The organism is Streptomyces sp. NPDC007971, from assembly GCF_042958635.1.
Taxonomy (GTDB): domain Bacteria; phylum Actinomycetota; class Actinomycetes; order Streptomycetales; family Streptomycetaceae; genus Streptomyces.
Map to the genome: position 1 here is coordinate 542,142 of NZ_JBIBJK010000001.1, position 26,782 is coordinate 568,923.

Below are 26,782 nucleotides of genomic sequence, written 5' to 3' on the forward strand. Positions count from 1 at the left end.
GAAACGAACCGTTCCACTGGGGGAGTTGGAAGCACCCGTGACCACCTGGACCGACCACACCGCAGACCGACCCATCTCGCTGACCGCCCCGAGCGGCCTCGACCGTGCCGCCCACCACCGGCTCGACGAGGCCTGGCTCGCTGCGGCGTGGAGCCACCCCACCACCCGCTGCTTCGTGGTCTCCGGCGGCCAGGTGCTCATCGACGAGACGTCCGACGGCCGGACCGAACTCGTCATGACCCCCTCCTTCGAGGCGCCGCTCACCGAGGCCCACCGCTACTTCCTCGGCATCGACGAGGAGGGCGTCAGCTACTTCGCCCTCCAGAAGGACTCGCTGCCCGGCCGCATCGACCAGTCCGCACGCCCTGCGGGCCTGCGCGAGGCCGGGCTGCTCCTGTCACCGCGGGACGCCGGCCTCATGGTGCACGCGGTCGGCCTGGAGAACTGGCAGCGCACCCACCGCTTCTGCTCCCGCTGCGGCGAGCGCACGGTCATCGCCGCCGCCGGCCACATCCGCCGCTGCCCGGCCTGCGGAGCCGAGCACTACCCGCGCACCGACCCGGCGGTGATCATGGCCGTCACCGACGAGGACGACCGGATCCTGCTCGGCCGCCAGGTCCACTGGCCAGAGGGCCGCTTCTCCACGCTCGCCGGCTTCGTCGAGCCCGGTGAGTCCATCGAGCAGTCGGTACGGCGTGAGGTGTTCGAGGAGGCCGGCATCACCGTCGGCCCGGTGGAGTACGTGGCCAGCCAGCCCTGGCCCTTCCCCTCCAGCCTCATGCTCGGCTTCATGGCCCGCGCCACCTCGACCGACATCAACGTCGACGGCGACGAGATCCACGAGGCCCGCTGGTTCTCCCGTGAGGAACTGCACGCGGCCTTCGAATCCGGTGAGGTGCTGCCCCCGTACGGAATCTCCATCGCGGCCCGCCTGATCGAGATGTGGTACGGCAAGCCGCTCCCGACCAGGAGCTTCGTCTGAGCCCGAGCCCGCGTACCGACCGTCGGCACCACACGCCGATGTGAGACAGGACACAAGAAGGCGGCTCCCGGGGCACCACGGCCCCGGAAGCCGCCTTCTGCGTAGGCGCGGACCGGCCTCGTCAGGCGGCGAGCTTCTGCTTCACCTGAGCCAGCGACGGATTCGTCAGCGTGCTGCCGTCCTCGAAGCGCACGGTCGGAACCGTCTGGTTCCCGCCATTCGCCTTCTCCACGAAAGCAGCGGACTCCGGGTCCTGCTCGATGTTGATCTCGGTGTAGGCGATGCCCTCCCGGTCCAGCTGGCTCTTCAGCCGACGGCAGTAACCACACCAAGTCGTGCTGTACATCGTCACAGTGCCCTGCATGTCTCTCGCGCTCCTCAAGCCGCTCGGGGAAGGTCGTCCAGGGAGCAGAACGTAAGGCATCGGCCCGGCATTCCCACCCGGGGTATCCCCATAGCGCTGTGACCCCTGCCGCATTCATACGACTATCAGAGCCCGCCTGTGGACAACCGACCCGGCCGCCACGGGCGACCTGGCAGCATGGCGGTGTGACAGCAGCAACGCACTCCACCCTCTTCCCGCAGGTACCGGACACGGCCGACGCGGTGCTCGAAGGGCTCGACCCCGAGCAGCGCGAAGTGGCCACCGCCCTGCACGGCCCGGTGTGCGTCCTGGCCGGGGCGGGCACGGGCAAGACCCGGGCGATCACCCACCGCATCGCCTACGGAGTGCGCGCAGGCATCCTCCAGCCGTCCAGCGTGCTTGCCGTCACCTTCACCAACCGCGCCGCCGGCGAGATGCGCGGCCGTCTGCGCCAGCTCGGCGCCCACGGCGTACAGGCCCGCACCTTCCACTCGGCCGCGCTGCGCCAGCTCCAGTACTTCTGGCCGAAAGCAATCGGCGGCTCCATGCCCCGGCTCGTCGACCGCAAGATCCAGCTCGTCGCCGACGCGGCCGCCGCCTGCACCATCCGCCTCGACCGGGGCGAGCTGCGCGACGCCACCGCCGAGATCGAATGGTCCAAGGTCACCCAGACCGTCCCCGCCGACTATCCGTACGCGGCTGCGAAGGCCGGGCGCGAGGCCCCCCGTGACCCGGCCGAGATCGCCCACCTCTACGCGGCCTACGAGGACCTCAAGCGCGACCGGGGCGTCATCGACTTCGAGGACGTCCTGCTGCTGACCGTCGCCGTCCTCCAGGACCGGCACGACATCGCCGAACAGGTCCGCACCCAGTACCAGCACTTCGTCGTCGACGAGTACCAGGACGTCAGCCCCCTCCAGCAGCGGCTGCTGGAGCTGTGGCTGGGCGACCGCAGCAGCCTGTGCGTCGTCGGCGACGCCAGCCAGACGATCTACTCGTTCACGGGAGCAACGCCCGACCACCTCATCGACTTCCGCCTGCGCCACCCCGGCGCCACCGTCGTCAAACTCGTCCGTGACTACCGCTCCACGCCCCAGGTGGTCCACCTCGCCAACGGCCTGCTCGCCCAGGCCCGCGGCCGCGCCGCCGACCACCGGCTCGAACTGGTCTCCCAGCGCCCCGCCGGCCCCGAACCCGTCTACACCGAGTACACCGACGAGCCCGCCGAGGCCGAGGGCGCCGCCCGCCGCATCCGCGAACTGATCGACGCCGGTGTCCCCGCCTCCGAGATCGCCGTCCTCTTCCGCACCAACTCCCAGTCCGAGACCTACGAACAGGCCCTCGCCGACGTCGGCGTCCCCTACCAGCTGCGCGGCGCCGAGCGCTTCTTCGACCGCCCCGAGGTGCGCAAGGCCGGCATCGCCCTGCGGGGCGCGGCCCGCTTCGGCGGCAACGACGCCCTGCTCGACGACACCGTGGACCTCCCCTCACAGGTGCGTGCCGTCCTGTCGGGGGAGGGCTGGACCATCGAGCCACCGGCCGGCTCCGGCGCCGCCAGAGAGCGCTGGGAGTCCCTGGCCGCCCTGGTCAACCTCGCCCACGACTTCGCCGCAGCACGGCCCGGAGCCACTCTCGGCGACCTCGTCGCCGAACTCGACGAGCGGGCCGGCGCCCAGCACGCCCCCACCGTCCAGGGCGTCACGCTTGCCTCCCTGCACGCGGCCAAGGGCCTGGAGTGGGACGCCGTCTTCCTGGTCGGCATCGCCGAAGGCATGATGCCGATCACCTACGCGAAGACGGACGAACAGGTCGAGGAGGAACGCCGCCTCCTCTACGTCGGCGTGACCCGCGCCCGGGAACGGCTCCACCTCTCCTGGGCCCTGTCCCGGGCACCCGGCGGCCGGCCCAACCGCCGGCCCAGCCGCTTCCTCGACGGCCTGCGCCCCGGCTCCACCGCCACCGTCGGCCAGACCGCAACCCCGGCCGGCGGAGGCGTCGAACGCGGAACGCCTGCCGGCGCCCCCGCAGTCAGGCGCCGTACCCAGCGCACCCCGGCCCGCTGCCGGGTCTGCGGCCGCACGCTCACCGACGCGGGCGAAATGAAACTGATGCGCTGCGAGGACTGCCCTTCCGACATGGACGAAGGCCTCTACGAGCGACTGCGCGCATGGCGAGCCGTCCAGGCCGAGCGCAGCGGACAGCCCGACTTCTGTGTCTTCACCGACCGGACCCTGATGGCCATCGCCGAATCGCGGCCGGACAGCCCGGCCGAACTGTCCCGCATCCCGGGCGTCCTCAGCCGCAAGCTGCAGCGCTACGGAACCGAAGTTCTGGCCATCTGTGCAGGCCAGGAGCCTATGGAAGGCGACGAGAGCGACTGATACGAACTCGTCGAAAAAATAGTTTGCGCATGCCCCAGCAATCCCCATAGGTTCTAGGCACGGAAGCGGCGGCCTTCTCGAAGGCCCGGTTCCGTGTTGTACTTGCATATCCGAACGGACTGGCTCACCCCAGTCCCCAAGACGCCGAGAGGAGGCGAGTCCAGTGATCAGCATCAAGACCAGCACCACCAGCACGGCCAAACTGACCGATCGCTCGGCCGTCTCCACGTGCATGCTCGGCGTCTCGGACCAGGGCACCGGTCTGTCCGGCATTCGTGCCGTCCGTCCGGCATCTGCCCTGTCCCTCGCGGGTCTTCCCATCCGCGAGCGCAATGAGCGACCGACCAAGGCACTGGAAGCGGTAGAGGCACGGGCACATGCCTATGCCTTTGCGGCGGCCGGTGCCGGATTCCGGAAGCAGACGAAGCAGCACCACCTGATGTGGGCCTTCCGTGGGCCAGAACCCTGGAGTGATCCAGCCTGATTGCCGATCAGGCCGGCGCCTTCAGGGCCGCGGAACCCCACCCGGGATCCGCGGCCCTTCTGTTTGCCCCGAACGGGGACGACGGAGCGAAGGGGCCTCGGGACAAGGAAAGAACCCGGTACCACGCCGACACCCGGTCAACCGGCCGGAACGACCAGACGAGGAAGACCAACCGTGCAACTCGAAGCGCACGCCCCGTCCGTACCGCCTTCACAGACGATCCCCCCGCCCGGCCTCACGGAGGACTCCACCTTGATCCCCCTCACCGCGCTCACCGCGCTCGACGACGCCATCGAGAACCTCGGCGTACCCGTCCCCTGCCGCTCCTACGACCCGGAGGTCTTCTTCGCCGAGTCGCCGGCGGACGTCGAGTACGCCAAGTCCCTCTGCCGCACCTGCCCGCTGATCGAGGCCTGCCTCGCCGGCGCCAAGGAGCGGCGTGAGCCCTGGGGCGTCTGGGGCGGCGAGCTGTTCGTCCAGGGTGTCGTCGTCGCCCGGAAGCGGCCGCGTGGTCGCCCGCGCAAGAACCCGGTCACGGCATGAACACCGCAGGAACGATCGACCGCCCCCTCACGCACGACCCCAAGAAGCAGGCCCCGATGAAGCCGTCCACCAGCGAGCACGCAGGCTCCGCAACCCCAGACTTCACCACCAATGGCGCGAAGGACTCGCGTCAGAACAGGACCCGTGAGATGCAACTCATCCCAGAAGCCCTGGCTCGTGCGCATATGCACGACCGACTGCACGAGGCCGACCGGGAGCGCCGCGCCATGCGTCTGGCGACCGCCCGGCGGATGCAGCGCCGGGCGGAGCGCGCCTCGCTGCGCGCCCGCCGTGCGCTCGCCATGGCCGTCATGCAGTAACCGAACACACCCGAAGCGGTGGCCTCCCGGCCCAGGGAGGCGAAACCTTCCCCGCGGGGGCCGGTCCGACCGAACGGACCGGCCCCCGCGGTGCGTTGTGCCGGGAAAACCGTCGGCCCGAGAGCTATGGTCGGCAGGTGACGAGTCTTCCCGGAGGTAGTGGTCAGGGCGGCTCCACCACGGAGCCCCGCCCCTTCGTGTGCGCCCGCTGCGGCGCCCTGGCCGGCGACTCCCAGCCGGCCACCTGGACCTGCTCCGTCGAGAACGGCACCCGCCAGTACTTCTGCGACGTCTGCTCCCGGGAGAACCTGCGGGCGATCGAGGGACGGCTGGACTCGGCCTGGTGGTGAGCGCCCTCCTCCGGCAGCTGCCGTCGGACGCCACGCCTGCATCAGAGGCGATGCAAGGCTGACAGCTGCCGGGCAGGGCTCGGCGGTCTGCTCATACCGGGTGGCGCGCGATGCCCGGCCACTGTTTCAGTCGGCTGCGGCAGCGTACGACCTCCTCGCGCCGGCCCGGCCCCGCGGCAACCACGGCCTCGGGCCGGGGGTAACCACGGCCCCGGGGGGCAACCCCGAACCGCACGGCTGCTCAGGACCTTAGGTGCTCAGGACTTAGGACACCGCCCTGGATCACGCCCCCGCTGCCGGTTCCTCCTCGGCCGGTTCGTCTTCGCTCACGAACCCGGGCAGCCACTCCTCCAGTTCCTCCCGCAGCCGTACCGTGGCCCCCAGCTGGCACAGCACGCCGATCGTGCTCAGTGTCACACGGTGTATCAGCAGATAGGCGGGCGGCAGATTGAGCTGCTTGCCCAGCTGATAGGCGGGGGACCGGGGGTCGGCGATGCGGCCGGCCTGGCTGCGCATCCATGAGCGGGTGAAGGTGAACGCCTCGACCCGGGCCGGCTCGATGATCGGCAACAGGTAGTCGAGGACCGCGTCGGGGTCGAGCTCTATGGATTCCTTGACGAATCCCTCCGCGCACAGAAGCTCGTAGACCGTGTCCGCCTCGCCGTCCAGGGTCATCCGGAGCGAGATCCCGATCGGTGTCGGCAGGCCGCCGGACAGCCGGTCGACCGTGCCGAAGTCCAGGACGCCCAGGCGCCAGTCCTCCTCGCCGTCCGGGCCGCCGGGCAGCAGACGGAAGTTGCCCGGATGCGGGTCGGCGTGCAGCAGGCCGGTGCGGGCCGGACCGGAGAAGAGGAAGCGGGCCAGTAGCTGACCGGCGCGGTCGCGCTGCTCCTGGGTGCCGTCCGTGATGATCTCCGACAGCGGGATGCCGTCGATCCACTCCGTGACCAGGACCTGGTCGCACTGGTGCACGACGGCGGGGACCACCACATCGGGGTCGTCCGTGAACTCCTGCGCGTGTGCGTCCTGGGCCTGGGCCTCCAGGGCGTAGTCCAGTTCCTCCGAGACCCGGTCGCGCATCTCGGTGATCAGCGGCTTGATGTCCATTCCGGGGATGAGCGGCCCCAACAGCCGTGCGAATCGGCTCAGTTGGCTCAGGTCGGACAGCAGGGCCTCGCCCGCGCCCGGGTACTGCACCTTGACCGCCACTTCACGGCCGTCGTGCCACACCGCCCGGTGGACCTGCCCGATGGAGGCCGCAGCCGCCGGCTTGTCCTCGAACTCCAGGAACAGGTCCCGCCAGTCGTCCCCCAGCCGTTGTTCGAGCACTGTGTGCACCGTGCGGGTCGGCATCGGCGGTGCCGCATCCTGGAGTTTGGTCAGAGCCGCGCGGTAGGGACCGGCGACCTCCTCCGGCAGGGCGGACTCGAAGACTGACAGGGCCTGCCCGAACTTCATGGCACCGCCCTTCAGCTCTCCGAGCACCTTGAACAGCTGCTCCGCCGTGCGCTGTTGCAGCTCCCGGCCGACGATCTCCGCGGACTCGCCCACGATCCGTTTGCCCAGCCCCCAGGTCGCCCGGCCGGCAAAGCCGAGCGGGAGCGCGGCGAGCTTGGCGGTACGAGTGACCGCCTTGCGGGGAAGATCAGACATGCGCCCTCCAAGTCCCAGTCGGCCGCGTCGCGCCTGCCTTGCGTCGCCGCTTCGTCGACGGCCGTTGCACCGCCATTGTCTCGCGCGGCTCCGCGCCGGTTGAGGAGTGCTCCCCCTTACCTTTCTCCAATGCCCCGCACCCGCATGCGGCGTGCGGCCACACAGGCCGGGAGTGCCAGTTCAGGCCGGGCAGGGACGTCTCCCAGCGCGCGCCGGTGCTGGACGGCGACTCCCCGTCCAGGAAGGCCAGGGCATGCGCTGCGGCCAGTCCGGCGACCGCGGTGGCGAGGGTCAGGTCGCAGGGGCCGACCTGGCGGGCCTTTCCGGAACGCCACTGGGCGATCAGCCGGGGCCAGGCCGGGTCCCGGTCGGCGCGGCCCTCCTCCAGACAGCCGGCGCAGCCGGTCTCGCCGGGCAGGACGAGCGGACCGACGACACCGGTCGCCTCCACGACCCCTGCATAGAGGTGCGGTGTCCCGGCGGCGATGAGCGGTTCGGCGGCGGAGGGGGTCGGCGCGTGCACGGCGACGTCGTCCCGCGGGGTGAGGATCACCAGGGCGAGCCCGGGGTGCTGAGTGCCGCCGGGGGAGGAGTCGGTGCGGCGCGGCGGTCGATCCGGCGCGGCGCGGCGGACGGCGGCCCGCGCCGCGTCCGTCCGTCGCTCGCGGACCGACTCGGCGGGCAGTCCGCCCGGAGCCACGTCCCACGGTTCCACCCGCCCCACGTCGCGTACGTCGATCTCGCCGATCCCCGCGCCGGACAGGACGGACGCCACCAGGGCGCCGACGCGTCCGGCGCCCCGGATCTGCACGCGCAGGGAGCGGCGGGCCGCGAGCCGGCCGAGCGCGCCGCCCGGCTCGGAGGCGGTCAGGGAGAGCGAGGCGAGATCGGGACGCAGCCGCTCCAGGACGTCCTGCTTCTGCCGCAGCGCGTCCGCGGCCGGTCCGCCGCCGCGTGTGTCGTCGATCAGGCCCGCGCCGGACAGTCGCTCCACCAGCGCGTCGACATGGCCGTCCGGCAGGTCCATGCGCCGGCCCTCCTCGCGCAGCAGCGGCAGGCCCCGGGTGCCGTTGAGCAGGTCCAGGAAGCTGCCGGTCGCCGTGTCCACCGGCCCGAGGGTCATGGCGAGCGCCGGGGTCATTCCGAACTGCACGGTGTTGAGGTCGCGCCAGCCGCGTCGCAGCGCGGGCTTCACCATCGGATGCATGACAGGCCCCCCGTATCCGTCGAATTCCGCTGCAACGGCGCCCGAGTCGTCAAACGCCGTCGTTGTCGGTCGAGTCGGTCGTGCTCTGCCGACGCCTGCCAGCATGCCCGGCCGGGAGGGCTGGTGGTGGAGGTTGTCCACAGGCTGGGGCGTTCGTCGTACTAATTGGCTGTGGCTTTCGGGCATATCGGTCGTACAAATCAAACGCATGGTGGGCATCGGCAGAGAACCGTCCCGGAGCCGGGACTTCGGCCCGGCCCAGCAGGTAACGTCGGGGCGTGCCCGCCGACCCACTGCACCGCGCCGGAAAGTCACAGCGCAGCACGACGAGCCAGCCGCCCAGCGGCTCGAAGGCGAGCGCGATCGAGGTCCGCAGAAGTGCCCGGCGCCGCCGGACGGTCTCCGCGTACCGCGAGGGCGATCGCACTGTCGTGCTCATCCCCGCCCGGATGTCGGAGGCGGAGGAGCAGCGATGGGTGACCGTCATGCTCGACAAGCTCGCCGCGCAGGAGAGCAAGCGGGTGCTGGGCGACGCCGAGCTGACGGAGCGGGCCGAGCGGCTGTCGGACCAGTACTTCGACGGCCGGGCGCGTCCGGCGTCCGTGCGCTGGGTCACCAATCAGAACACCCGCTGGGGTTCGTGCACTCCGGCCGAGGGCAGTATCCGCCTCTCGCACCGGTTGCAGGGGATGCCCGAATACGTCGTCGACTACGTCCTCTGCCATGAGCTGGCGCATCTGCTGGTGCCCGGTCACGGGCCCGATTTCTGGCGGCTGCTGGAGTCCTACCCGCGCACGGAGCGGGCCCGCGGCTTCCTCGAAGGAGTGGTGGCTGCCGACAAGCTCCCGCATGTGCCGGGTGCGCGGGGCGCATGAAGGGCCGCCCGTGTGAGGCGGAGGGCGGTTGAGCGGTCGCCCGTGGGAGGCGCGGGGCGCATGAAGGGCCGACCGTGGGAGGCGCGGGGCGTGTGAGCGGTCGCCCGTGTGAGGTGTGGGACGCGGTTGTGTACCGGGTCTGTACCGGCTGCGTCCGTTGTCGGAGTTTGCCGTTAGCCTGGCGCGACGCACTCACATTCGGGATGGGGGACGGTCGTAACGCATGGCCAGGGAATTCCAACGCGGCCACAAGGCCAGGATCAGTGACCTCACGGCGGGCACGGATCTGTACGTAGGCGTGCAGATCTCCGCCCCTGGACTGACCTTCGACATCAGCTGCTTCGGTCTGGACGCCGACGAGCGCCTTTCGGACGACCGGTACTTCGTCTTCTTCAACCAGCCGAAGTCCCCCGAGGAGTCCGTCCAACTGCTCGGCACGCAGGCGGGCGACACGGAGTCGTTCCGGATCACGCTGGACCGGATCCCCTCCCAGATCCGCAAGCTCTCCTTCACGGCGACCGTCGACGGTGCCGGGCAGATGTCGCAGATCAGCCCGGGGTACCTGCGTATCGTCGCCGGCGGTGAGGAGGTCGCCCGGTACTCGTTCAACGGGTCGGAGTTCTCCACCGAGCGGGCGGTGATGCTCGGTGACTTCTACTTCAAGGACGTGTGGCGGTTCGCCGCGGTCGGGCAGGGCTTCGACGGCGGCCTGGAGGCGCTGCTGAAGAACTTCGGCGGAGAGGTACTGGAGGAAGAGGCGCCCGCCGCACCGCAGCAGCAGCCCCAGACCGACGCCGCCCCCGGCTTCGCCCCGCCCGCGTTCGGCGTCCCGGCGGCCCCGGCCCCCGCTCCGGCTCCTGCGCCGGCCCCCGCTGTCCAGCCAGCCGCCCAGGGCTTCGCACCGCCGCCCGGTGCCACCCCGACCGGAGCCACCCCGCCCGGGATGACCCCGCCGGGTATGACCCCGCCTCCGGCCCCGGCGCCGGCCCCCAACGTGCACGCGGCCCCGACGGTGATCGCCCCCCTGGCCCCGCCCGCCGGCGGCACGGTCCATCCGCCGGCCCCCGCGCCCGCTCCCTACGGCCAGCCGCCGCAGCAGCCGTCGTACGGCGGTCAGCCCGGCGCGCCGATGCCTCCGGGCTACGGCCAGCAGCCCCCCTACGGCGGCCAGCCGGGTGCGCCGATGCCCCCGGGCTACGGCCAGATCCCCGGCCAGCAGCCCGCCCCCTACGGGGTGCCGCAGGGCGCCCCCCAGGGCGGCGCCGGTGTGTCGGCGGCGCTGCAGGCGTTCAAGGAGACGCCCACCGGGCAGCGTTGGACGCAGCAGAACAAGAAGCTCGTCCGGGTCGACCTCGGCATCGGCGGTCAGCCCGTCCTGGCCCGGCAGGGCAGCATGGTGCTCTACCAGGGCAAGGTCGACTTCAGCTACAAGGGCGCCGGGTTCGCCGGGCGGATCGTGGGCAGCGCGACCGGCCAGGAGATGCAGCTGATGCGCTGCACCGGCAACGGCCAGGTGTTCCTCGCCGAGAACTCCACCCATCTGCACCCGGTCGAGCTGCAGGGCGACGCGATCTGCGTGTCCGCGGAGAACGTCCTCGCCTTCGACGAGAGCCTCCAGCACGAGGTCCGCCGCATCGAGGGGCACGGCATTCCCGGCGGCGCGCTGTTCACCATGCAGTTCCAGGGCACCGGAACCATCGTCGTCAAGACGCACGGGACGCCCGTCGTGCTGCCCGTGACGCCCACGACCTTCGCCGACTGCAACGCGGTGGTCGCCTGGTCGGCCGCCTCCCAGGTGATCGTCTCCAGCCAGGTCCGGATGCGCCGAAACGCCTACCCGGGCGACACCGGCGAGAGCGTCAACCTCCAGTTCCGGGGTGCGCCCGGCAACTTCATCGTCGTCCAGCCGTACGAGGTCTGAGGGAGCCCGTCATGAACCAGCCGCTCGCGGGCTACGCCCCCGCACCCGTCACGGCCCGCATGGAGAACCACGGCAACCACATGCTGAAGGTCGCCATGCAGACCGGAAACGACCTCTTCGCGCGCGTGGGGTCGATGGTCGCCTACGAAGGCTTCATCCAGTACGAGCCCAACCCGCCGGCCGTACGCCAGATCGCCCGGGACTGGATCACCGGCGAGGGCGCCCCGCTGATGAAGTGCACCGGCGACGGACTGCTCTACCTGGCGGACTACGGCGCCGACGTCGTCGTGATCAACCTCAACGGCGACGGCATCTCCGTCAACGCCACCAACCTGCTCGCCTTCGACGCCCACCTCAGCTGGGGTGTCGAGCGGGTCAAGGGGCTCGCCAAGTTCGCCGGGCAGGGCCTGTGGAACACGAAGATCTCCGGGCAGGGCTGGGTCGCACTGACCTCCCGGGGCAAGCCGATCGTCGTCGACTGCGGAGGCGGCGAGGACGAGACGTACGTCGACCCCGACGCGCTCGTCGCCTGGTCCCCGAACCTGAAGGTGAAGGGCAAGCGCAGCTTCAAGGCGCAGTCACTGATCGGCCGGGGCAGCGGCGAGGCCTACCAGATGGCCTTCTCCGGCCAGGGCATCGTCGTCGTCCAGCCCAGCGAGGACAGCACCGACCGCCTCCGGATCCGGGGCTGAGGGGGAGCCAGAAACACCATGCAGAGCCCGCTTTTCGCGCACAACGACCTCCAGACGCAGGAGCGCTGGAGCCTGCAGAACAAGCAGATGCTCCGCGTCGCCCTGGAGGGCCACGACGACATCCTGGCCCGCAAGGGCACCATGGTCGCCTACCAGGGCCTGGTCGAGTTCGACGCCGAGTACCGCAGCAACAACCAGGCACGCGCGCGTGCCCACACCGGCGAGGGCCTGGACCTGATGCGCTGCCACGGGCAGGGCACGGTCTACCTCGCCAACCTCGCGCAGCATGTGCACGTCATGGAGGTCGAGCAGGACGGGCTGACGGTCGACAGCAGCTACGTCCTCGCCATGGACTCCTCGCTGCACCACGAGGTCATCGCCGTCGACAGCCTCTACGGCATCTCCGGGTCCGGGAAGTACCAGCTCAACATCACCGGACGCGGCAAGGTGGCCCTGATGACCTCGGGCGCGCCGCTGCTGATGCAGGTCACGCCCGACAAGTACGTCAACTGCGACGCCGACGCGATCGTCGCCTGGTCCACCGGGCTGCGGGTGCAGATGCAGGCCCAGACGCACTCCTCGGGGGTGTGGCGGCGGCGCGGCAACACCGGTGAGGGCTGGGAGCTGAGCTTCATGGGCTCCGGCTTCGCGCTCGTCCAGCCGAGTGAACTGCTGCCGCCGCAGAACGCGGTGATCGGCCAGGGCCTCGCCGCACAGTTCGGCATGGGCCAGCACGGGGCACACGCCCAGAACCAGGGCAACGTCTGGAGCTGACCGCCGACCGGTCCGGGTCCGGAAAGCACATGTAAGGGGCGGCTGTCTGAGCAGCCGCCCCTTACATGTGCCGTTGCGACATGCGCCGTCGCTCGTGCGGTTCCCCGCCCGCTCAGAGCCGGGCGCGGGTGGCGTCCAGCAGGCGTACGACCGAGTCGTCGGCCACGTCCGCCACCTCGTCGTAGGCGAACCAGCGCAGGTCGAGCGACTCGTCGCTGATCTCCTGCACCGCTCCGGGCGGCGCCAGCACCGCGTACTGGACGTCGTAATGGCAGTGGCACGGCGGCGGGATCGGATGCCGGTCCAGGCGAACGGGGCCGCCGGGCAGCAGGGCCAGACCTCCGATCCCGGACTCCTCGGTCGCCTCCCGCAGGGCCGCCGCCTCCAGGGAGACGTCCTGCGGCTCGCAGTGGCCGCCCATCTGCAGCCACATCTGCAGCTTCCGGTGCAGGGTCAGCAGCACCCGGCCCTGCTCGGGATCGATCACCAGGGCGCTCGCCGTCACATGGCCGGCGTCGCAGGCCTTCCACATGCCGTCCGGACGGGCCGCCAGGTGGTCCAGATAGGCCTGCCGCAGCTCGGGCTGGTCGTCGTACCCCTTCAGGACGAGGACCGCGTCGTCGTACAGGCTCACTCGGAGTCGTCGCCCCCGGTCTCGGTGTCGTCCTTCTTCTTCAGGTCCGGCTTGCCCTCGGAGCCGCCCGCCGCCTCGCCGAGCATCTTGTCCAGCTCGGAGAAGTCCAGCTGCTCGCGGTGCACGAAGCCGTCCGGGTCGTCCAGGTCGGAGGCCGTGGGCAGCATGTCCGGGTGGGCCCACAGGGCGTCCCGGCCGTCGACGCCGCGCGCGTCCGTGAGCGAGGCCCACAGGCGGGAGGCGTCGCGGAGCCGGCGCGGGCGCAGTTCCAGGCCGATCAGCGTGGCGAACGTCTGCTCCGCCGGGCCGCCGGTGGCGCGGCGGCGGCGCAGGGTCTCGCGCAGGGCGTCGGCGGACGACAGACGCGGCTTCGCGGCCGCGTGGACCACCGCGTCCACCCAGCCCTCGACGAGCGCCAGAGCGGTCTCCAGACGGGCCAGGGCCGCCTTCTGCTCGGGCGTGTCCTCCGGCTGGAACATGCCCTGCTGAAGGGCGTCCTGAAGCTGCTCCGGGTTCTGCGGGTCGAACTGGCCGACCACGTCCTCCAGCTTGGCCGTGTCGACCTTGATGCCGCGCGCGTACCCGTCGACCGCGCCGAACAGGTGCGAGCGCAGCCACGGCACGTGCGCGAACAGGCGCTGGTGGGCGGCCTCGCGCAGCGCCAGGTAGAGCCTGACCTCCTCCTTCGGCACGCCGAGGTCCTTGCCGAACGCCTCCGCGTTGGCCGGGAGCAGCGCGGCCTTGCCGACCGGGCCCAGCGGGAGGCCGATGTCGGTCGAGCCGACGACCTCGCCCGCGAGCACGCCGACGGCCTGCCCGATCTGCGTGCCGAACATGGCGCCGCCCATCGAGCGCATCATGCCGATCAGCGGGCCCGCCATGGCCTGCATCTCCTCCGGCAGGACGTCGCCCATGGCCGCGCCGACCCGCTCGGCGACCGGGTCGACCAGCTCCTGCCACGCGGGCAGGGTCGCCTCGACCCACTCCGCGCGGGACCAGGCCACCGCCGAAGCGGCACCCGACGGCAGGGACGTCACGTCGTCCAGCCACAGGTCGGCCAGGCGGACCGCCTCCTCGACCGCGGAGTGTTCGGCGCTGCCGACGCTCGCGTCCTTGACGCCGTCCGGGGTGCCCTGGGCGACCGTCTGGCGGGCGATCTGCTTGGCCATGTCCCAGTTCACCGGGCCGCCCTCGTAGGAGAGCATCTGGCCCAGCTGCTGGAAGGCGGCGCCCAGGTCGGTGGGGTTCAGGGAGCCGAACATCGCTGCCAGCGGATTGTCGGCACCCGGGCCGCCAAAGCCTCCGGCTCCGGGCAGCCCGAAACCGAACGGGTTGGCCGGTCCCTGCTCACCACCGCTCTGCTGGTCCTTCTTCTTGCCCTCGTCGCCGTCTTCCGGCTCCTCCGGCGGAAGGCCGAATCCGAATGGGGTGTCACTCACGGGATTCCTCGGCTGGTAAGGCCACCGGTTTCTCTCCGGCGGCGCGGCTGCCCGACAACACCACCCAGCGTAGACACCCGAACCCGATCGGGCCTCGGTGCTTCGCCCACGCAAGGGCTGCGGCAGGATGGATGCACCTGGTACGTACGCGTCACTCGCGCCCGTACTGAAGACAACCTCTGGAGACGCCCGGTGAGTTCCCCAGATCCGCAGGTTCGCGCAGCGCGAAACCTTTCAACCCCTCCTGCCCTGCGCGGGCCCGTCGTCGCGGTCACCGGCGCCGCCACCGGGGTCGGTGCCCTGCTCACCGAGCGGCTCGTCGCCTCGGAGGAGATCAAGCAGGTCGTCGCCATCGACGAGCGGCGCGGAGAGTGCGAGGGTGCGCAGTGGCACATCCTCGACGTGCGCGACCCGGCGATCGCGGAGAAGTTGCGGGGCGCGGACGTGGTGGTGCATCTCGCCCTGGACCTGGACCTCGGCAGCGACACCGCCGCCCGTACCGCGTACAACGTCCGGGGGACGCAGACCGTGCTGACCGCCGCGGCGGCGGCCGGGGTGCACCGCGTGGTGCTGTGCACGTCCGCGATGGTCTACGGCGCGCTGCCGGACAACGAGCTGCCGCTGTCGGAGGACGCCGAGCTGCGGGCCACCGCGGAGGCCACCGGGGTCGGGGACCTGCTGGAGATCGAACGGCTGGCGCGGCGCGCTCCGCGGGCACATCCCGGGCTGAACGTCACCGTGGTACGGCCGGCCGTGCTGGTCGGGGGTACGGACACGGCCCTGACCAGGTATTTCGAGTCGCCGCGGCTGCTGGTGGTCGCGGGGTCGCGGCCCGCCTGGCAGTTCTGCCACGTCGAGGACCTGTGCAGCGCGCTGGAGTACGCCGTCCTGGAGAAGGTCGACGGGGAGCTGGCCGTGGGCTGTGACGGGTGGCTGGAGCAGGAGGAGGTCGAGGAGCTGAGCGGGATCCGGCGGATGGAGCTGCCGTCCGCGGTCGCCCTGGGCGCCGCCGCCCGGCTGCACCGGATCGGGCTCACTCCCTCGCCCGCGGGCGATCTGGCGTACACGATGTATCCCTGGGTGATCAGCGGGAGCCGTCTGCACGACGCCGGGTGGCGGCCGGGGTGGACCAATGAGGAGGTGCTGGCCGAGCTGCTGGAGGAGGCCTCCGGGCGGCATACGGTGGCCGGGCGCCGACTGGGGCGCAAGGACGCGACGGCGGCGGGGGCTGCGGGGGCGACGGTGGCGCTGCTCGGTGCTGCGGCGGTCGTGCGGCGGGCGCGGAAGGCTCGGCGGCGGCTGTGAGCGGGCGGCTTCGCCGCGCGGGCACCGTCCTGTCGAGCGGCACCGTTCTGTCGAGCGGCACGGTTCTGTCGAGCGGCACGGTTCGGCTGAGGAGGCACCGGCCTGTCGAGCGGCACGGTTCTGCCGGGGGCGCACGGTCATGCCAAGGGGGCCTGCCAAGGGGCTTCGCCCCTTGAACCCCACCAGGGGGCTCCCGCCCCCTGGACCCCCGGCCCCGCCCACCCACCACCCGACTCGGTGGGCTGGTGCTGCCGCGTCACCCGGCTCGGTCGGGTGGGAGGGCGCCGTGTGCTTTGGCACGGTCGGTCGGACCGTGGCTGTAGGAGACTCCAAACGCCGGTGTGCGTGTGCCTGGTGAAAGTCGTATTCCGGGATGTCGGAGGCGTGCGGCACCATTGGGGGCATGGCATCCAGGAACGATCACCCCGGTGAGCAGGCGGCTGAGGATCCGATCAAGCTGATCGGTGTGCGGGAGACCGCGCTGTCCGTGGACGAGGTGTTCCAGGCCGTCGGGGACGACGCGGCCGGCGGTGTCGCACTCTTCGTGGGGACCGTGCGGAACCACGACTCGGGGGCCGACGTCGATGCGCTCGGCTACTCCTGTCATCCCAGTGCCGAGGCCGAGATGCGGCGGATCGCCGAGAAGGTCGTCGCCGAGTATCCGGTCCGGGCGCTGGCCGCCGTGCACCGTGTGGGGGACCTCGACGTCGGTGATCTCGCCGTCGTCGTCGGTGTGTCCTGCCCCCACCGTGCCGAGGCCTTCGAGGCCTGCCGCAAGCTCATCGACGACCTCAAGCACGAAGTGCCCATCTGGAAGCACCAGAGATTCTCCGACGGGACCGAGGAGTGGGTCGGAGCCGGCACCTGCTGACCCGGGCAGCGGCGTCCCCCGACCCACGCGGCACGGGCAGCGCCGACCTCACCCGCTGACGTCGGCGGTACCGCCCTCACCTGGTGATACAGGCCGTGTGGACCCCGCCCGCTCACGCAGGCGGTGCCGTCCTCACCCGGTGGCGTCGGCCGCACCGTCCTTCACCGTCGGCCCACCACCCCCTCCGGTTGCGTAACCGACCCCCTCGCGTGAGCGTTGTCCGTGCGGATGGTTAATCTGCTGATCAGTCGGTTGCGGACGTTCATGGGGTTGGGAGGTCGGCATGGCGGCGCTCGCCTGGTTGCTGATACCGCTGGTCGCGGCGGTCGGTGCCGGACTATGGGGCAGCTGGGCCAATCGGACACGCAAGACACGCAGCGACGGACCCGAACTCGACGGGTACGCGCGGTTCCGCGAGGCCATGGAGAAGACACCTCCGGGTGCGCGCGGCGCCTGAGGAAGGCGGCCCTGACGGTGCGCTGACAGAGGCGTCCCGTACTGTCGTTGCATGCCACGCCGCACCGCGACGATGCTCGCCTCCACCCTGATGCTGATCGCGCTCCTGTGCGCGGGGCTGCTCATCCCCGTGCCGTACGCGGAGATGTCTCCGGGACCGACCGTGAACACGCTCGGGGATCACCAGGGCGAGCCCGTGCTGCAGATCGCGGGGCACAAGACGTACCCGACGGACGGGCATCTCAACATGACGACCGTCCGGGTCACCAGCGCCGACTTCCGGATGAACCTGGTCGAGGCCGTCTACGGCTGGCTCGCGCACGACAGCAAGATCGTGCCCCACGACACCCTGTACCCGGACGGCAAGACGGAGCAGCAGTCCACGCAGGAGAACGCCGAGGAATTCAGCCAGTCGCAGGAGAGCGCCAAGGTCGCCGCCCTGAAGAAGCTGGGGATCACGGTGAAGTCCTGGGTGATCGTCTCCACCGTCGTCAAGGACTCCCCGGCCCAGGGCCGGCTGCACGCCGGCGATGTGATCAAGGCCGTGGACGGTACGGCGGTCAGGCAGCCGTCCGACGTGGCCAAGCTCATCACCAAGCACAAGCCGGGGCAGAACGTCGTCTTCACCGTCGTCCCGGTCAAGGAGCAGGCCGCCGCCGAGAAGGAGCAAAGGACGGCGACCAAGACGCAGGACGTCACCGTCACGACCAAGACCTCCGACGACAGCGGCGCCAGGCGGGCCGTCGTCGGGATCTCCCCCGGGACCGACCACACCTTCCCGTTCAGCATCGACATCAAGCTCGCCGACGTCGGCGGGCCCAGCGCCGGTCTGATGTTCGCGCTCGGGATCTACGACAAGCTGACCCCCGGCAGCCTCACCGGCGGCAAGTTCGTCGCCGGCACCGGCACCATCGACGACAACGGCACGGTCGGGCCGATCGGCGGGATCGAGATGAAGACGGTCGGCGCGCGCAGCAGGGGCGCCCAGTACTTCCTGACGCCCGCCGACAACTGCGCGGCCGCCGCCAAGGACACCCCCAGCGGGCTCACCCTGGTCAAGGTCAAGACCATCGGCGACGCCCTCGGCGCTCTCAGGGACATCCGCAGCGGCGACAGCGCCGCACTGCCGAAGTGCACCACCAAGGGCTGACCGGCAGACCCGGTGCACGGCTGGGGGCGCCCCCCCCCGAAAACAGGGGCGCCCCCATCGCCGTACCGCCGAAGGTCAGTCCTCGAACGTGGCCGCCAGAGCCCTCACCAGGCCCGGCACCAGGTCGGGGCCCGTCAGGACCTCCGTCGGGGAGTCCTTCTCGCGCAGACGCACCGCCGAATCGCGGCTGCCGTCACGCAGGACCGCGACCGTCATACGGACCTCCTGGCGCTCGGGGTGGTCCGCCACCCACTTGGCCAGCTTGGCCTCGCTCAGGCCCTGCGGGACCTGCGCCTCGGCCGACGGAGGCAGCATCAGGCGCTCCACGGTGAGCGCGCAGCCGACCACCGCATCCGGCCAGGCGATCGTGCCGAGGAACTCGTCGAGCGGCTTGTCCGCCGCGATCTCGTCCTGCTCGATCGGGGTGAGGCCGGTGGTCTCGGGCGCGTCCTGCAGGCCGAGCTGAGCGGCGAGCGAGGGTTCCTGAGCCCGCAGCCGTGCGGTGTCTACGAGGGCGAAGAGGCGAGCGGGCTGGTCCCAGCCGAGGCCGGAGGCGTACTCGTCGATCTCGAGTACGGCCCGGGTGAGCGGGCTCGCTGCCATGGGAGTGTTGGACATGGTCACAATCCTGCCTCGTTCCCGGCCCGAACCGGGAACCGAGTAATCCGTCAGTAAGTTGCATATGTGTGGGCCCGCGATCACGGGGGGCCACGGCAGGCCCGCGAACACGAGGGCCTGACGGATCGACAGCGAACTTCGAGGTGCGCACCTTGGCTTTCCAGATGCCGGACCGCGGCGGAGGCCCGACGGGACCGCGGATCAGAGCGGGCCGCCCGTCCCGGCGCGCCCGTACCCTGCTCATGACCCTGGGCGTCCTTGCCGTCCTCGGCATGGCGTTCACCATGTTCGCGGGCTTCTGGACGGACTGGCTGTGGTACCGGTCGGTGCACTACTCGTCCGTGTTCACCACCACCCTGACGACCAAGATCGGACTGTTCTTCGTCTTCGGCCTGGTGATGGCGCTCGCCGTGGGCTTCAACATCTGGCTCGCGCATCGCCTGCGGCCCCCGCTGAGCGCCATGTCCATGGAGCAGCAGAGCCTGGACCGCTACCGCATGGGCATCGCGCCGTACAAGACGTGGCTGCTGCTCGCCGTCACGTCCCTCGTCGGCCTGATCGCGGGCGCCTCGGCGGCCGGGCAGTGGCGTACCTGGCTGATGTGGGTCAACGGCGTGCCCTTCCACCAGAAGGACCCGCAGTTCCACCTCGACGTCTCCTTCTACGCCTTCGACCTGCCCTGGTACCGGTTCCTGCTGGGCTTCGGCTTCGCCGCCACGATCCTGTGCCTGATCGCCGCCGCCCTCACCCACTACCTGTACGGCGGGCTGCGCGTCACCAGCCCCGGCGCGCGCGCCACGGCCGCGGCGACCGGGCACCTGTCCGTGCTCCTCGGCATCTTCGTGGCGCTGAAGGCGGTCGCCTACTGGCTCGACCGGTACGGCCTCGCCGTCAAGTCCAGCGACTTCAAGGCGACCGGCAACTGGACCGGCCTGCGCTACGTCGACGCCAACGCCTATCTGCCGGCCAAGACGATCCTGTTCTGCATCGCGGTCATCTGCGCGCTGCTGTTCTTCGCGACCCTGTGGCGGCGCACCTGGCAGCTGCCCGTCATCGGCTTCGGCCTGATGGTCCTGTCCGCGATCCTGATCGGCGGCCTGTACCCGGCCATCGTCCAGAAGTTCCAGGTCGAGCCCAACGAGCAGGCCAAGGAAGCCCCGTACGTCCAGAAGAACCTCAAGGCGACCCGTGAGGCGTACGGCATCGACGACACCAAGGTCACGGAGTACGCGGGCAAGTCCGCCACCACGGACAAGACCAGACTGCGCGACCAGGTCGACGACACGGCCAGCCTGCGCATCATGGACCCGAACGTCGTCTCGCCGACGTTCCAGCAGCTCCAGCAGATCCGGAACTACTACGGGTTCCCGACCAACCTCGACGTCGACCGGTACCCCAAGGACGGCAAGGACCAGGACACCGTCATCGGTCTGCGCGAGCTGAATCTGGACGGCATCCCGAAGAACAACTGGATCAACGACCACTTCCGCTACACGCACGGCTACGGCGTGGTCGCCGCCAAGGGCACCGAGGCCGACGACGAGGGCCGCCCGGTCTTCACCGAGAAGAACCTGCCGTCCAAGGGCGACCTGCCCCCCTACCAGCAGCGGATCTACTACGGCGAGAAGACCGGCACGTACTCGATCGTCGGCGGTCCCCAGAAGGAGATCGACTACTCCGACGACCAGGGCGAGAAGACCACCAGCTACACGGGCAAGAGCGGGGTCAACCTCGACAACCCGATCAACCGGGCCGCGTACGCGGTGGCGTTCAACGAGCCGCAGATCCTCTACTCCGGCGCGATCGGCAAGGGCTCGCGGATCCTGTACAACCGCACGCCCAAGGAGCGTGTCGAGGCGGTCGCCCCCTGGCTGACCATCGACGGCGACGCCTACCCGGCGGTGGTGGACGGCCACATCCAGTGGATCGTCGACGCGTACACGACGACGAACGGCTATCCGTACGCCTCGCGCACGACCCTCGGCGACACGACGGCCGACTCGCTGACCGCGGCCAACAACTCGCGCACCGTGGTGGCCCAGCAGAACCAGGTCAACTACATCCGCAACGCGGTGAAGGCGACCGTCGACGCGTACACCGGCGAGGTCAAGCTCTACCAGTGGGACACCAAGGACCCCGTGCTGAAGACCTGGATGAAGGCCTTCCCCGGCACGGTCAAGCCCCGCAGTGACATCTCGCCCTCCCTGCTGGCCCATCTGCGCTACCCGCAGGACCTGTTCAAGGTCCAGCGCGAGCTGCTCAGCCGTTACCACGTCACGGACGCGCAGACCTTCCTCAGTGGCAGCGAGGTGTGGCAGGTCCCGGACGACCCGACCAACGACTCGGGCAGCGCGGTGCCGCCGTACTACCTGAGCATGAAGATGCCCGACCAGAGTGCCCAGGCGTTCTCGCTGACGACGACGCTCACGCCGAACGGGCGGGACAACCTGAGCGCCTTCATGGCGGTCGACTCCGATCCGCGCACGAGCGACTACGGCAAGATCAGAATTCTGAAACTGCCGACGAGCACCACCGTCGACGGACCCAAACAGGTCCAGAGCCAGTTCAACTCCCAGGCCGACATCGCCGAGGCCATCAGCCTGCTGAGCAGAGGCCACTCCAAGGTGGAGTACGGCAACCTGCTGACGGTGCCGCTGGACGGGGGCCTGCTCTACGCGGAGCCGGTCTACGTCCGCGGTGGTGAACTCAAGTACCCCTTGCTGCGCAAGGTGTTGGTCACCTACGAGGGCAAGACCGCCTTCGAGAACACCCTGGACGAGGCGCTCAACAAGGTGTTCGGGGTGACGGGTTCGACCACGCCACCGGAGACCGGCAACAACCCGCCCGACACCGCGAATCCGACGGTCAGGCAGGCGCTGGAGGACGCCCAGAAGGCCTTCGAGGCCGGGCAGCAGGCCCTGCAGAAGCCGAAGCCGGACTGGACCGCGTACGCCAAGGCCCAGGACGACCTGGAAGCCGCACTGAAGCGGGCCGAGGAGGCACAGGCCAAGGCCGGCAAGCCCAGTGGGGAGAACAAGCGTTGATCAAGACCGCCCCGCGCCGTGATACGGTGACTGTGCAAACGGCGCGGGGTGGAGCAGCTCGGTAGCTCGCTGGGCTCATAACCCAGAGGTCGCAGGTTCAAATCCTGTCCCCGCTACTGCAGTCGAAGGCCCGGATCCTACAGGGATCCGGGCCTTCGTGGTGTGCGAACTCATGTGCAGAGGGGGAGGGGCGGCCGCGCCGCCGTGGGGAGTTGGGCGAACTGTGTTTGACTTATCTCTCTGTGGGCATGTCGACAAAACGCTGAAGTGACCTCACGGGCTGCGGTATACCGGGTGTACCCAGGTTGCAGGTGGTGCGACGATGGACGTTATGGGGGATAGGGCAACTCTGTTCGAGACAGGGCGATTTGTGCAGCCCGAGGGTGAGGAGCCGACCCGGGACGAGATGAGCGACATGGGGGAAGCCGCCGACGAGGTACGACTCAGGCTCGCCGCGGAGACCGGTGACACCGAGGCCTCCAGCGTCCTCGGGTCCATGCTGCTGCGCCGCGGCGACCTCGACGGGGCCGAGCCCCACCTGCGGGCAGCCACCGCGGCCGGAGACCGGGCCGCCGCCAACAACCTGGGTGTCCTCCTCCATCAGCGCGGCTACCCCGAGGAGGCCGCCGGCTGGTGGCGGATCGCCGCCGTCGCCGGTTCGGCCGCCGCCGCCCACGCGCTGGGCCGCCACCACCGCGAGCGCGGGGACGAACCCGCCGCCGAGTACTGGCTGCGCCAGTCCGCCGAGCAGGGCCATGCGCTGGGCGCCTACGCGCTCGCCGATCTCCTGGAGCACCGCGGGGACGCCGGTGCCGGGCACTGGATGCGGGCCGCCGCAGAGCGTGGGCACCGTGAGGCCGCCTACCGGCTGGCGCGCGCCCTCGACCGCAGGGCTGCGCACGAGGACGGAGCCGGGACTGACAACGCTGTCGAGGAGATCGAGCAGTGGTACCGGCAGGCCGCCGCGCGCGGCCACCGCCGGGCCGCGCTGCATCTCGGGGCGATCCTGGAGAAGCGCGGCGAACTGAAGGAGGCCGGGCGCTGGTACCTGACCTCCGCCAAGGACGGCGAGCCGCGGGCCGCCTGCGCGCTCGGGTTCCTCCTGCGGGACGCCGGGGACACCGAGAGCGCGTCCGTGTGGTGGCTCAGGGCGGCCCAGGACGGCGACGGCAACGCCGCCAACGCGCTGGGCGCGCTGCATGCCGAGCGCGGCGAGACACAGACCGCCGAGCGCTGGTACCGGGCGGCCCTGGACGCCGGGGACGACAACGGCGCCTACAACCTCGGGCTGCTCTGCGCCGAGCAGGGCCGGACCGCGCAGGCCGAGCAGTGGTACCGGCGCGCCGCGTACGCCGGGCACCGGGAGGCGGCGAACGCGCTGGCCATCCTGCTGCTCCAGGGCGGCGACACGACCGGGGCCGAGCCGTGGTTCTCCAAGGCGGCCGAGGCCGGGAGCGTGGACGCGGCGTTCAACCTGGGGATCCTGCACGCCGGGCGCGGCGAGGAGCCGGCCGCCCTGCGGTGGTACGAGCAGGCAGCCGCCGCCGGGCACAACGAGGCCGCCCTCCAGGTCGGCATCGCACGGCTGCGCGAGGGCGACGAGCAGGAGGCCGAGCGGCACCTGCGGTGCGCCGCCGGCGGCGGGAGCGCGGAGGCCGCGTACCGGCTGGCCACCGTACTGGATGCGCGCAGGCCGCCGGAGCCGGCGCACGAGCTGGGCGAGATCGTGCACGAGAAGACCGAGTGCGAGGAGTGGTACGAGCGGGCCGCGACCCAGGGGCACCGGCGCGCGCAGGTGCGGGTCGGCATGCTCGCGGCGGCCCGGGGGGACGTCGTCGAAGCGGCACGCTGGTACCGGACGGCCGCCGAGGCCGGGTCGCGCAACGGGGCGTTCAACCTGGGGCTGCTGCTGGCCCGGGAGGGGAGCGAGCCGGAGGCGGCGGTGTGGTGGACGCGGGCCGCGGACGCCGGGCACGGTCGGGCGGCGCTGCGGCTGGCCCTCGTCTACGCGCGTCGCGGTGAGCTGGCGGAGGGGCAAAAGTGGGCCGACCGGGCGGTGGCGCTCGGGCCCGCCGAGGTGGCCGAGCGGGCGGGGAGGCTGCGGGATGCGTTGCGGGAGGAGCTTTCCGCTTAGCGCTCGGCGTCGGCCGATTTCTGCCCACCCGCCCACCCGACTCGCTCGGACGAGAAGTGGCCGAGCCCCGTGCGGGCGATTCCGGAAGTGGGTCGGCCGGGTCTCGTGCGAGCGATTCGAGAAGCGGGCCCTCGTGCAGGTGGCTGTCGCTGTGGGGCGGCTCGGCTCGGTCGGGTGGGAAGTGGTCCCGCCCTGTGCCGGACGAGGCCGTCGTCGCCATGTGAGTGCCCGGCTCGGCGGCCGGGAAGCGGTTCCGGGCGGGTGGTCGGCAATGGATTTGCCTCGGCGGCCCTCCCTCGCGTAATGTCGTGTTCACCGACGCGGGGTGGAGCAGCTCGGTAGCTCGCTGGGCTCATAACCCAGAGGTCGCAGGTTCAAATCCTGTCCCCGCTACTGAAGGCCTGGGGCCGGAATCCAGAGATGGATTCCGGCCCCAGGTGCGTTTGTGGCGCTCGCGAACAGAAGAAGGTTCACGAGCAAAAAAAGAGGGGGCTTTCGCCCCCTGTCTCGCGTCTGTGTCACGCCCCTGCCGTCACGCCCCCGCGCAGTCCGGGCACATCCCCCGGTACGTCACCTCAACGTCCGAGACGGTGAAGCCGAAGCGCTCGGTGTCGGGAAGGTCGGCGAGCGGGTTGCCGGTCGGATGCACGTCACGGATCGCGCCGCATCGGGCGCAGACCAGGTGGTGGTGCGGCCGGTGCGCGTTCGGGTCGTACCGCTTGGCGCGCTTGTCCGTGCTGACCTCAAGGACCTCACCGAGGGTGACCAGCTCGCCCAGCGTGTTGTAGACGGTCGCCCGGGAGATCTCGGGGAGCTTCGCGACAGCCCGCGCATGAACCTCGTCGGCCGTCAGATGAACGTGCTCGCCGTCGAGAACCTCGGCCACGACGCGGCGCTGCGCGGTCATCCGCCATCCGCGTCCGCGCAGTCGTTCCAGAAGGTCGCTCATGCGGACAAGCCTAACAGCAAGGAGACCAGGTTCCGAATAGGTGTGACTTTGGAACCTTGTTTGACTTGGACTAAGTCCAATGTAGGATCGATCCTGACTTTGGTCAAAAGGCGTCGGAAGACGTGACAGGACAGGGCCGGCCGGTGACAGGCCGGTGGGCAAGGACGCAGGAGGCGCACGTGACGCAGGGACCGCTCACTACGGAGGCCGGTGCTCCGGTGGCCGACAACCAGAACAGCGAGACCGCGGGCGTCGGCGGCCCGGTGCTCGTACAGGACCAGCTCCTGCTGGAGAAACTGGCCCACTTCAACCGTGAGCGCATCCCGGAGCGGGTGGTGCACGCGCGCGGCGCCGGGGCCTACGGCACCTTCACGGTGACCGCCGACGTCACGCCGTACACGCGCGCCGCGTTCCTCTCCGAGGCCGGCAAGCAGACCGAGGTCTTCCTGCGCTTCTCGACCGTGGCCGGCAATCTCGGTGCGGCGGACGCGGTGCGCGACCCGCGTGGCTTCGCGCTGAAGTTCTACACCGAGGAGGGCAACTACGACCTCGTCGGCAACAACACCCCGGTGTTCTTCATCCGGGACGCGATCAAGTTCCCGGACTTCATCCACACCCAGAAGCGCGACCCCTACACGGGCAGCCAGGAGGCGGACAACGTCTGGGACTTCTGGGGCCTGTCGCCCGAGGCCACGCACCAGGTGACCTGGCTGTTCGGCGACCGCGGCATCCCGGCGTCCTACCGCCACATGGACGGCTTCGGCTCGCACACCTTCCAGTGGAACAACGAGGCCGGCGAGGCCTTCTGGGTCAAGTACCACTTCAAGACCGACCAGGGGATCCGGAACCTCACGGCCGGGGAGGCGGGGATCCTCGCGGGCGGGGACCCCGACTCCCACCAGCGCGACCTGCGCGAGGCGATCGAGCGAGGCGAGTTCCCGAGCTGGACCGTGGGCGTGCAGATCATGCCGGCGGCGGACGCGGCGACGTACCGCTTCAACCCGTTCGACCTGACCAAGGTGTGGCCGCACGCGGACTACCCGGTCGTCGAGATCGGAAAGCTGGAGCTGAACCGCAACCCGCGGAACATCTTCGCCGAGGTCGAGCAGTCGATCTTCTCGCCGGCGCACTTCGTCCCGGGTATCGGCCCCTCGCCCGACAAGATGCTCCAGGGCCGCCTGTTCGCGTACGGCGACGCGCACCGCTACCGCGTCGGCATCAACGCCGACCACCTGCCGGTGAACCGCCCGCACGCGACCGAGGCGCGCACCCACTCCCGTGACGGATTCCTCTACGACGGCCGGCACGGCGGCGCGAAGAACTACGAGCCGAACAGCTTCGGCGGCCCCGCCCAGACGGACCGCCCGCTGTGGCAGCCCGTCTCCGTCGGCGGAGCCACGGGCGGCCACCCCACCCCCGTCCATGCCGAGGACGACGACTTCGTCCAGGCGGGCAACCTCTACCGGCTGATGTCGCAGGAGGAGAAGGAACGCCTGATCTCCAACCTGGCGGGCTCCATCGCCCAGGTGTCCCGGGAGGACATCGCCGAGCGGGCGATCGGCAACTTCCGTGCCGCGGACGCCGACTTCGGCAAGCGGCTGGAGGCGGCGGTCCAGGCACTGCGCGGCTGAGTCGG

At 70.6% G+C, this 26,782-nt stretch carries 24 protein-coding genes and 2 tRNA genes; 19 read left to right on the top strand and 7 right to left on the bottom strand.

The window, feature by feature from the left end; translation table 11 throughout:
- Positions 1 to 37 precede the first annotated feature (37 nt).
- Positions 38 to 982 (top strand): NAD(+) diphosphatase, encoded by a 945-nt coding sequence (gene nudC / locus ACFZCP_RS02420; RefSeq protein ID WP_391423318.1) that lies wholly within the window; start codon positions 38 to 40, stop codon positions 980 to 982.
- Between the two features lie 121 nt (positions 983 to 1,103).
- On the opposite strand, the gene ACFZCP_RS02425 is transcribed toward nudC, so the two are convergent.
- Entirely contained in the window at positions 1,104 to 1,346 is a 243-nt protein-coding gene (locus tag ACFZCP_RS02425; RefSeq protein ID WP_362691858.1) for a mycoredoxin, read from the bottom strand.
- A 98-nt stretch (positions 1,347 to 1,444) separates the two neighbouring features.
- Between ACFZCP_RS02425 and ACFZCP_RS02430 the strand changes: the two genes are divergently transcribed.
- The 5 genes from ACFZCP_RS02430 to ACFZCP_RS02450 all read left to right on the top strand — a co-directional run bounded on the left by ACFZCP_RS02430 (position 1,445) and on the right by ACFZCP_RS02450 (position 5,424).
- Complete coding sequence (locus ACFZCP_RS02430; RefSeq protein ID WP_391423321.1) at positions 1,445 to 3,727, top strand: UvrD-helicase domain-containing protein; 2,283 nt, start codon at positions 1,445 to 1,447, stop codon at positions 3,725 to 3,727.
- 163 nt (positions 3,728 to 3,890) lie between these two features.
- The gene (locus tag ACFZCP_RS02435) at positions 3,891 to 4,211 is read left to right on the top strand and encodes a hypothetical protein (RefSeq protein ID WP_391423323.1); all 321 of its coding nucleotides are present in this window, start codon (positions 3,891 to 3,893) and stop codon (positions 4,209 to 4,211) included.
- Positions 4,212 to 4,385: 174 nt separating this feature from the next.
- Complete coding sequence (locus ACFZCP_RS02440; protein ID WP_053664703.1) at positions 4,386 to 4,754, top strand: WhiB family transcriptional regulator; 369 nt, start codon at positions 4,386 to 4,388, stop codon at positions 4,752 to 4,754.
- The gene (locus ACFZCP_RS02445) at positions 4,751 to 5,074 is read left to right on the top strand and encodes a hypothetical protein (protein ID WP_362691867.1); all 324 of its coding nucleotides are present in this window, start codon (positions 4,751 to 4,753) and stop codon (positions 5,072 to 5,074) included. Before ACFZCP_RS02440 ends, ACFZCP_RS02445 begins: the two co-directional genes overlap by 4 nt.
- Positions 5,075 to 5,211: 137 nt before the next feature.
- Entirely contained in the window at positions 5,212 to 5,424 is a 213-nt protein-coding gene (locus tag ACFZCP_RS02450) for a hypothetical protein (protein ID WP_391423325.1), read from the top strand.
- Positions 5,425 to 5,706: 282 nt separating this feature from the next.
- Here ACFZCP_RS02450 and ACFZCP_RS02455 read toward each other — a convergent pair whose 3' ends face one another.
- The gene (locus ACFZCP_RS02455) at positions 5,707 to 7,077 is read right to left on the bottom strand and encodes an AarF/UbiB family protein (RefSeq protein ID WP_391423327.1); all 1,371 of its coding nucleotides are present in this window, start codon (positions 7,075 to 7,077) and stop codon (positions 5,707 to 5,709) included.
- Positions 7,070 to 8,284, bottom strand: coding sequence for a TOMM precursor leader peptide-binding protein (locus ACFZCP_RS02460; RefSeq protein ID WP_391423329.1), 1,215 nt, complete (start codon positions 8,282 to 8,284; stop codon positions 7,070 to 7,072). Before ACFZCP_RS02460 ends, ACFZCP_RS02455 begins: the two co-directional genes overlap by 8 nt.
- Before the next feature lie 278 nt (positions 8,285 to 8,562).
- On the opposite strand from ACFZCP_RS02460, the gene ACFZCP_RS02465 reads away from it, so the two are divergent.
- The 4 genes from ACFZCP_RS02465 to ACFZCP_RS02480 all read left to right on the top strand — a co-directional run bounded on the left by ACFZCP_RS02465 (position 8,563) and on the right by ACFZCP_RS02480 (position 12,546).
- Positions 8,563 to 9,159, top strand: a complete 597-nt coding sequence (locus ACFZCP_RS02465; RefSeq protein WP_362691879.1) for a M48 family metallopeptidase — start codon at positions 8,563 to 8,565, stop codon at positions 9,157 to 9,159.
- Between the two features lie 223 nt (positions 9,160 to 9,382).
- The gene (locus ACFZCP_RS02470; RefSeq protein WP_391423331.1) at positions 9,383 to 11,080 is read left to right on the top strand and encodes a TerD family protein; all 1,698 of its coding nucleotides are present in this window, start codon (positions 9,383 to 9,385) and stop codon (positions 11,078 to 11,080) included.
- A gap of 11 nt (positions 11,081 to 11,091) precedes the next feature.
- Entirely contained in the window at positions 11,092 to 11,772 is a 681-nt protein-coding gene (locus tag ACFZCP_RS02475; RefSeq protein ID WP_391423333.1) for an AIM24 family protein, read from the top strand.
- 18 nt (positions 11,773 to 11,790) lie between these two features.
- Positions 11,791 to 12,546, top strand: coding sequence for an AIM24 family protein (locus ACFZCP_RS02480; RefSeq protein ID WP_362691888.1), 756 nt, complete (start codon positions 11,791 to 11,793; stop codon positions 12,544 to 12,546).
- A gap of 112 nt (positions 12,547 to 12,658) precedes the next feature.
- Here ACFZCP_RS02480 and ACFZCP_RS02485 read toward each other — a convergent pair whose 3' ends face one another.
- Together ACFZCP_RS02485 and ACFZCP_RS02490 are read right to left on the bottom strand one after the other, a co-directional pair.
- Complete coding sequence (locus ACFZCP_RS02485) at positions 12,659 to 13,180, bottom strand: NUDIX hydrolase (RefSeq protein ID WP_362691891.1); 522 nt, start codon at positions 13,178 to 13,180, stop codon at positions 12,659 to 12,661.
- Positions 13,177 to 14,619, bottom strand: a complete 1,443-nt coding sequence (locus ACFZCP_RS02490) for a zinc-dependent metalloprotease (protein WP_391423335.1) — start codon at positions 14,617 to 14,619, stop codon at positions 13,177 to 13,179. Before ACFZCP_RS02490 ends, ACFZCP_RS02485 begins: the two co-directional genes overlap by 4 nt.
- A 192-nt stretch (positions 14,620 to 14,811) precedes the next feature.
- On the opposite strand from ACFZCP_RS02490, the gene ACFZCP_RS02495 reads away from it, so the two are divergent.
- The 4 genes from ACFZCP_RS02495 (at position 14,812) to ACFZCP_RS02510 (ending at position 18,401) form a co-directional block, all read left to right on the top strand.
- Complete coding sequence (locus tag ACFZCP_RS02495; protein ID WP_362691897.1) at positions 14,812 to 15,924, top strand: SDR family oxidoreductase; 1,113 nt, start codon at positions 14,812 to 14,814, stop codon at positions 15,922 to 15,924.
- A 403-nt stretch (positions 15,925 to 16,327) separates the two neighbouring features.
- Complete coding sequence (locus ACFZCP_RS02500) at positions 16,328 to 16,795, top strand: molybdenum cofactor biosynthesis protein MoaE (RefSeq protein ID WP_362691900.1); 468 nt, start codon at positions 16,328 to 16,330, stop codon at positions 16,793 to 16,795.
- A gap of 283 nt (positions 16,796 to 17,078) precedes the next feature.
- Positions 17,079 to 17,252 (top strand): hypothetical protein, encoded by a 174-nt coding sequence (locus tag ACFZCP_RS02505; RefSeq protein ID WP_362691903.1) that lies wholly within the window; start codon positions 17,079 to 17,081, stop codon positions 17,250 to 17,252.
- A 51-nt stretch (positions 17,253 to 17,303) separates the two neighbouring features.
- On the top strand, positions 17,304 to 18,401 hold the full coding sequence (locus ACFZCP_RS02510; protein ID WP_391423337.1) for a PDZ domain-containing protein: 1,098 nt from the start codon (positions 17,304 to 17,306) through the stop codon (positions 18,399 to 18,401).
- 75 nt (positions 18,402 to 18,476) lie between these two features.
- Here the strand turns inward: ACFZCP_RS02510 and ACFZCP_RS02515 are convergent, their stop codons facing one another.
- A complete protein-coding gene (locus tag ACFZCP_RS02515) occupies positions 18,477 to 19,019 on the bottom strand; it encodes a PPA1309 family protein (protein ID WP_391423339.1) in 543 nt (180 codons plus the stop codon).
- Between the two features lie 164 nt (positions 19,020 to 19,183).
- Here ACFZCP_RS02515 and ACFZCP_RS02520 point away from each other — a divergent pair, with 164 nt between their 5' ends.
- The 4 genes from ACFZCP_RS02520 (at position 19,184) to ACFZCP_RS02535 (ending at position 24,590) form a co-directional block, all read left to right on the top strand.
- Positions 19,184 to 22,063: a UPF0182 family protein gene (locus ACFZCP_RS02520; RefSeq protein WP_391423700.1), complete on the top strand. Its 2,880-nt coding sequence runs from the start codon at positions 19,184 to 19,186 to the stop codon at positions 22,061 to 22,063.
- 42 nt (positions 22,064 to 22,105) lie between these two features.
- A tRNA-Met gene (locus ACFZCP_RS02525) sits at positions 22,106 to 22,179 on the top strand.
- 206 nt (positions 22,180 to 22,385) lie between these two features.
- The gene (locus ACFZCP_RS02530; RefSeq protein WP_362691911.1) at positions 22,386 to 24,197 is read left to right on the top strand and encodes a tetratricopeptide repeat protein; all 1,812 of its coding nucleotides are present in this window, start codon (positions 22,386 to 22,388) and stop codon (positions 24,195 to 24,197) included.
- A 319-nt stretch (positions 24,198 to 24,516) separates the two neighbouring features.
- Positions 24,517 to 24,590 (top strand) — tRNA-Met (locus tag ACFZCP_RS02535).
- Positions 24,591 to 24,729: 139 nt separating this feature from the next.
- Here ACFZCP_RS02535 and ACFZCP_RS02540 read toward each other — a convergent pair.
- The gene (locus tag ACFZCP_RS02540) at positions 24,730 to 25,146 is read right to left on the bottom strand and encodes a Fur family transcriptional regulator (RefSeq protein ID WP_362691914.1); all 417 of its coding nucleotides are present in this window, start codon (positions 25,144 to 25,146) and stop codon (positions 24,730 to 24,732) included.
- A 179-nt stretch (positions 25,147 to 25,325) separates the two neighbouring features.
- Here ACFZCP_RS02540 and ACFZCP_RS02545 point away from each other — a divergent pair, with 179 nt between their 5' ends.
- Positions 25,326 to 26,777, top strand: a complete 1,452-nt coding sequence (locus ACFZCP_RS02545; protein ID WP_391423342.1) for a catalase — start codon at positions 25,326 to 25,328, stop codon at positions 26,775 to 26,777.
- Positions 26,778 to 26,782: the final 5 nt, after the last annotated feature.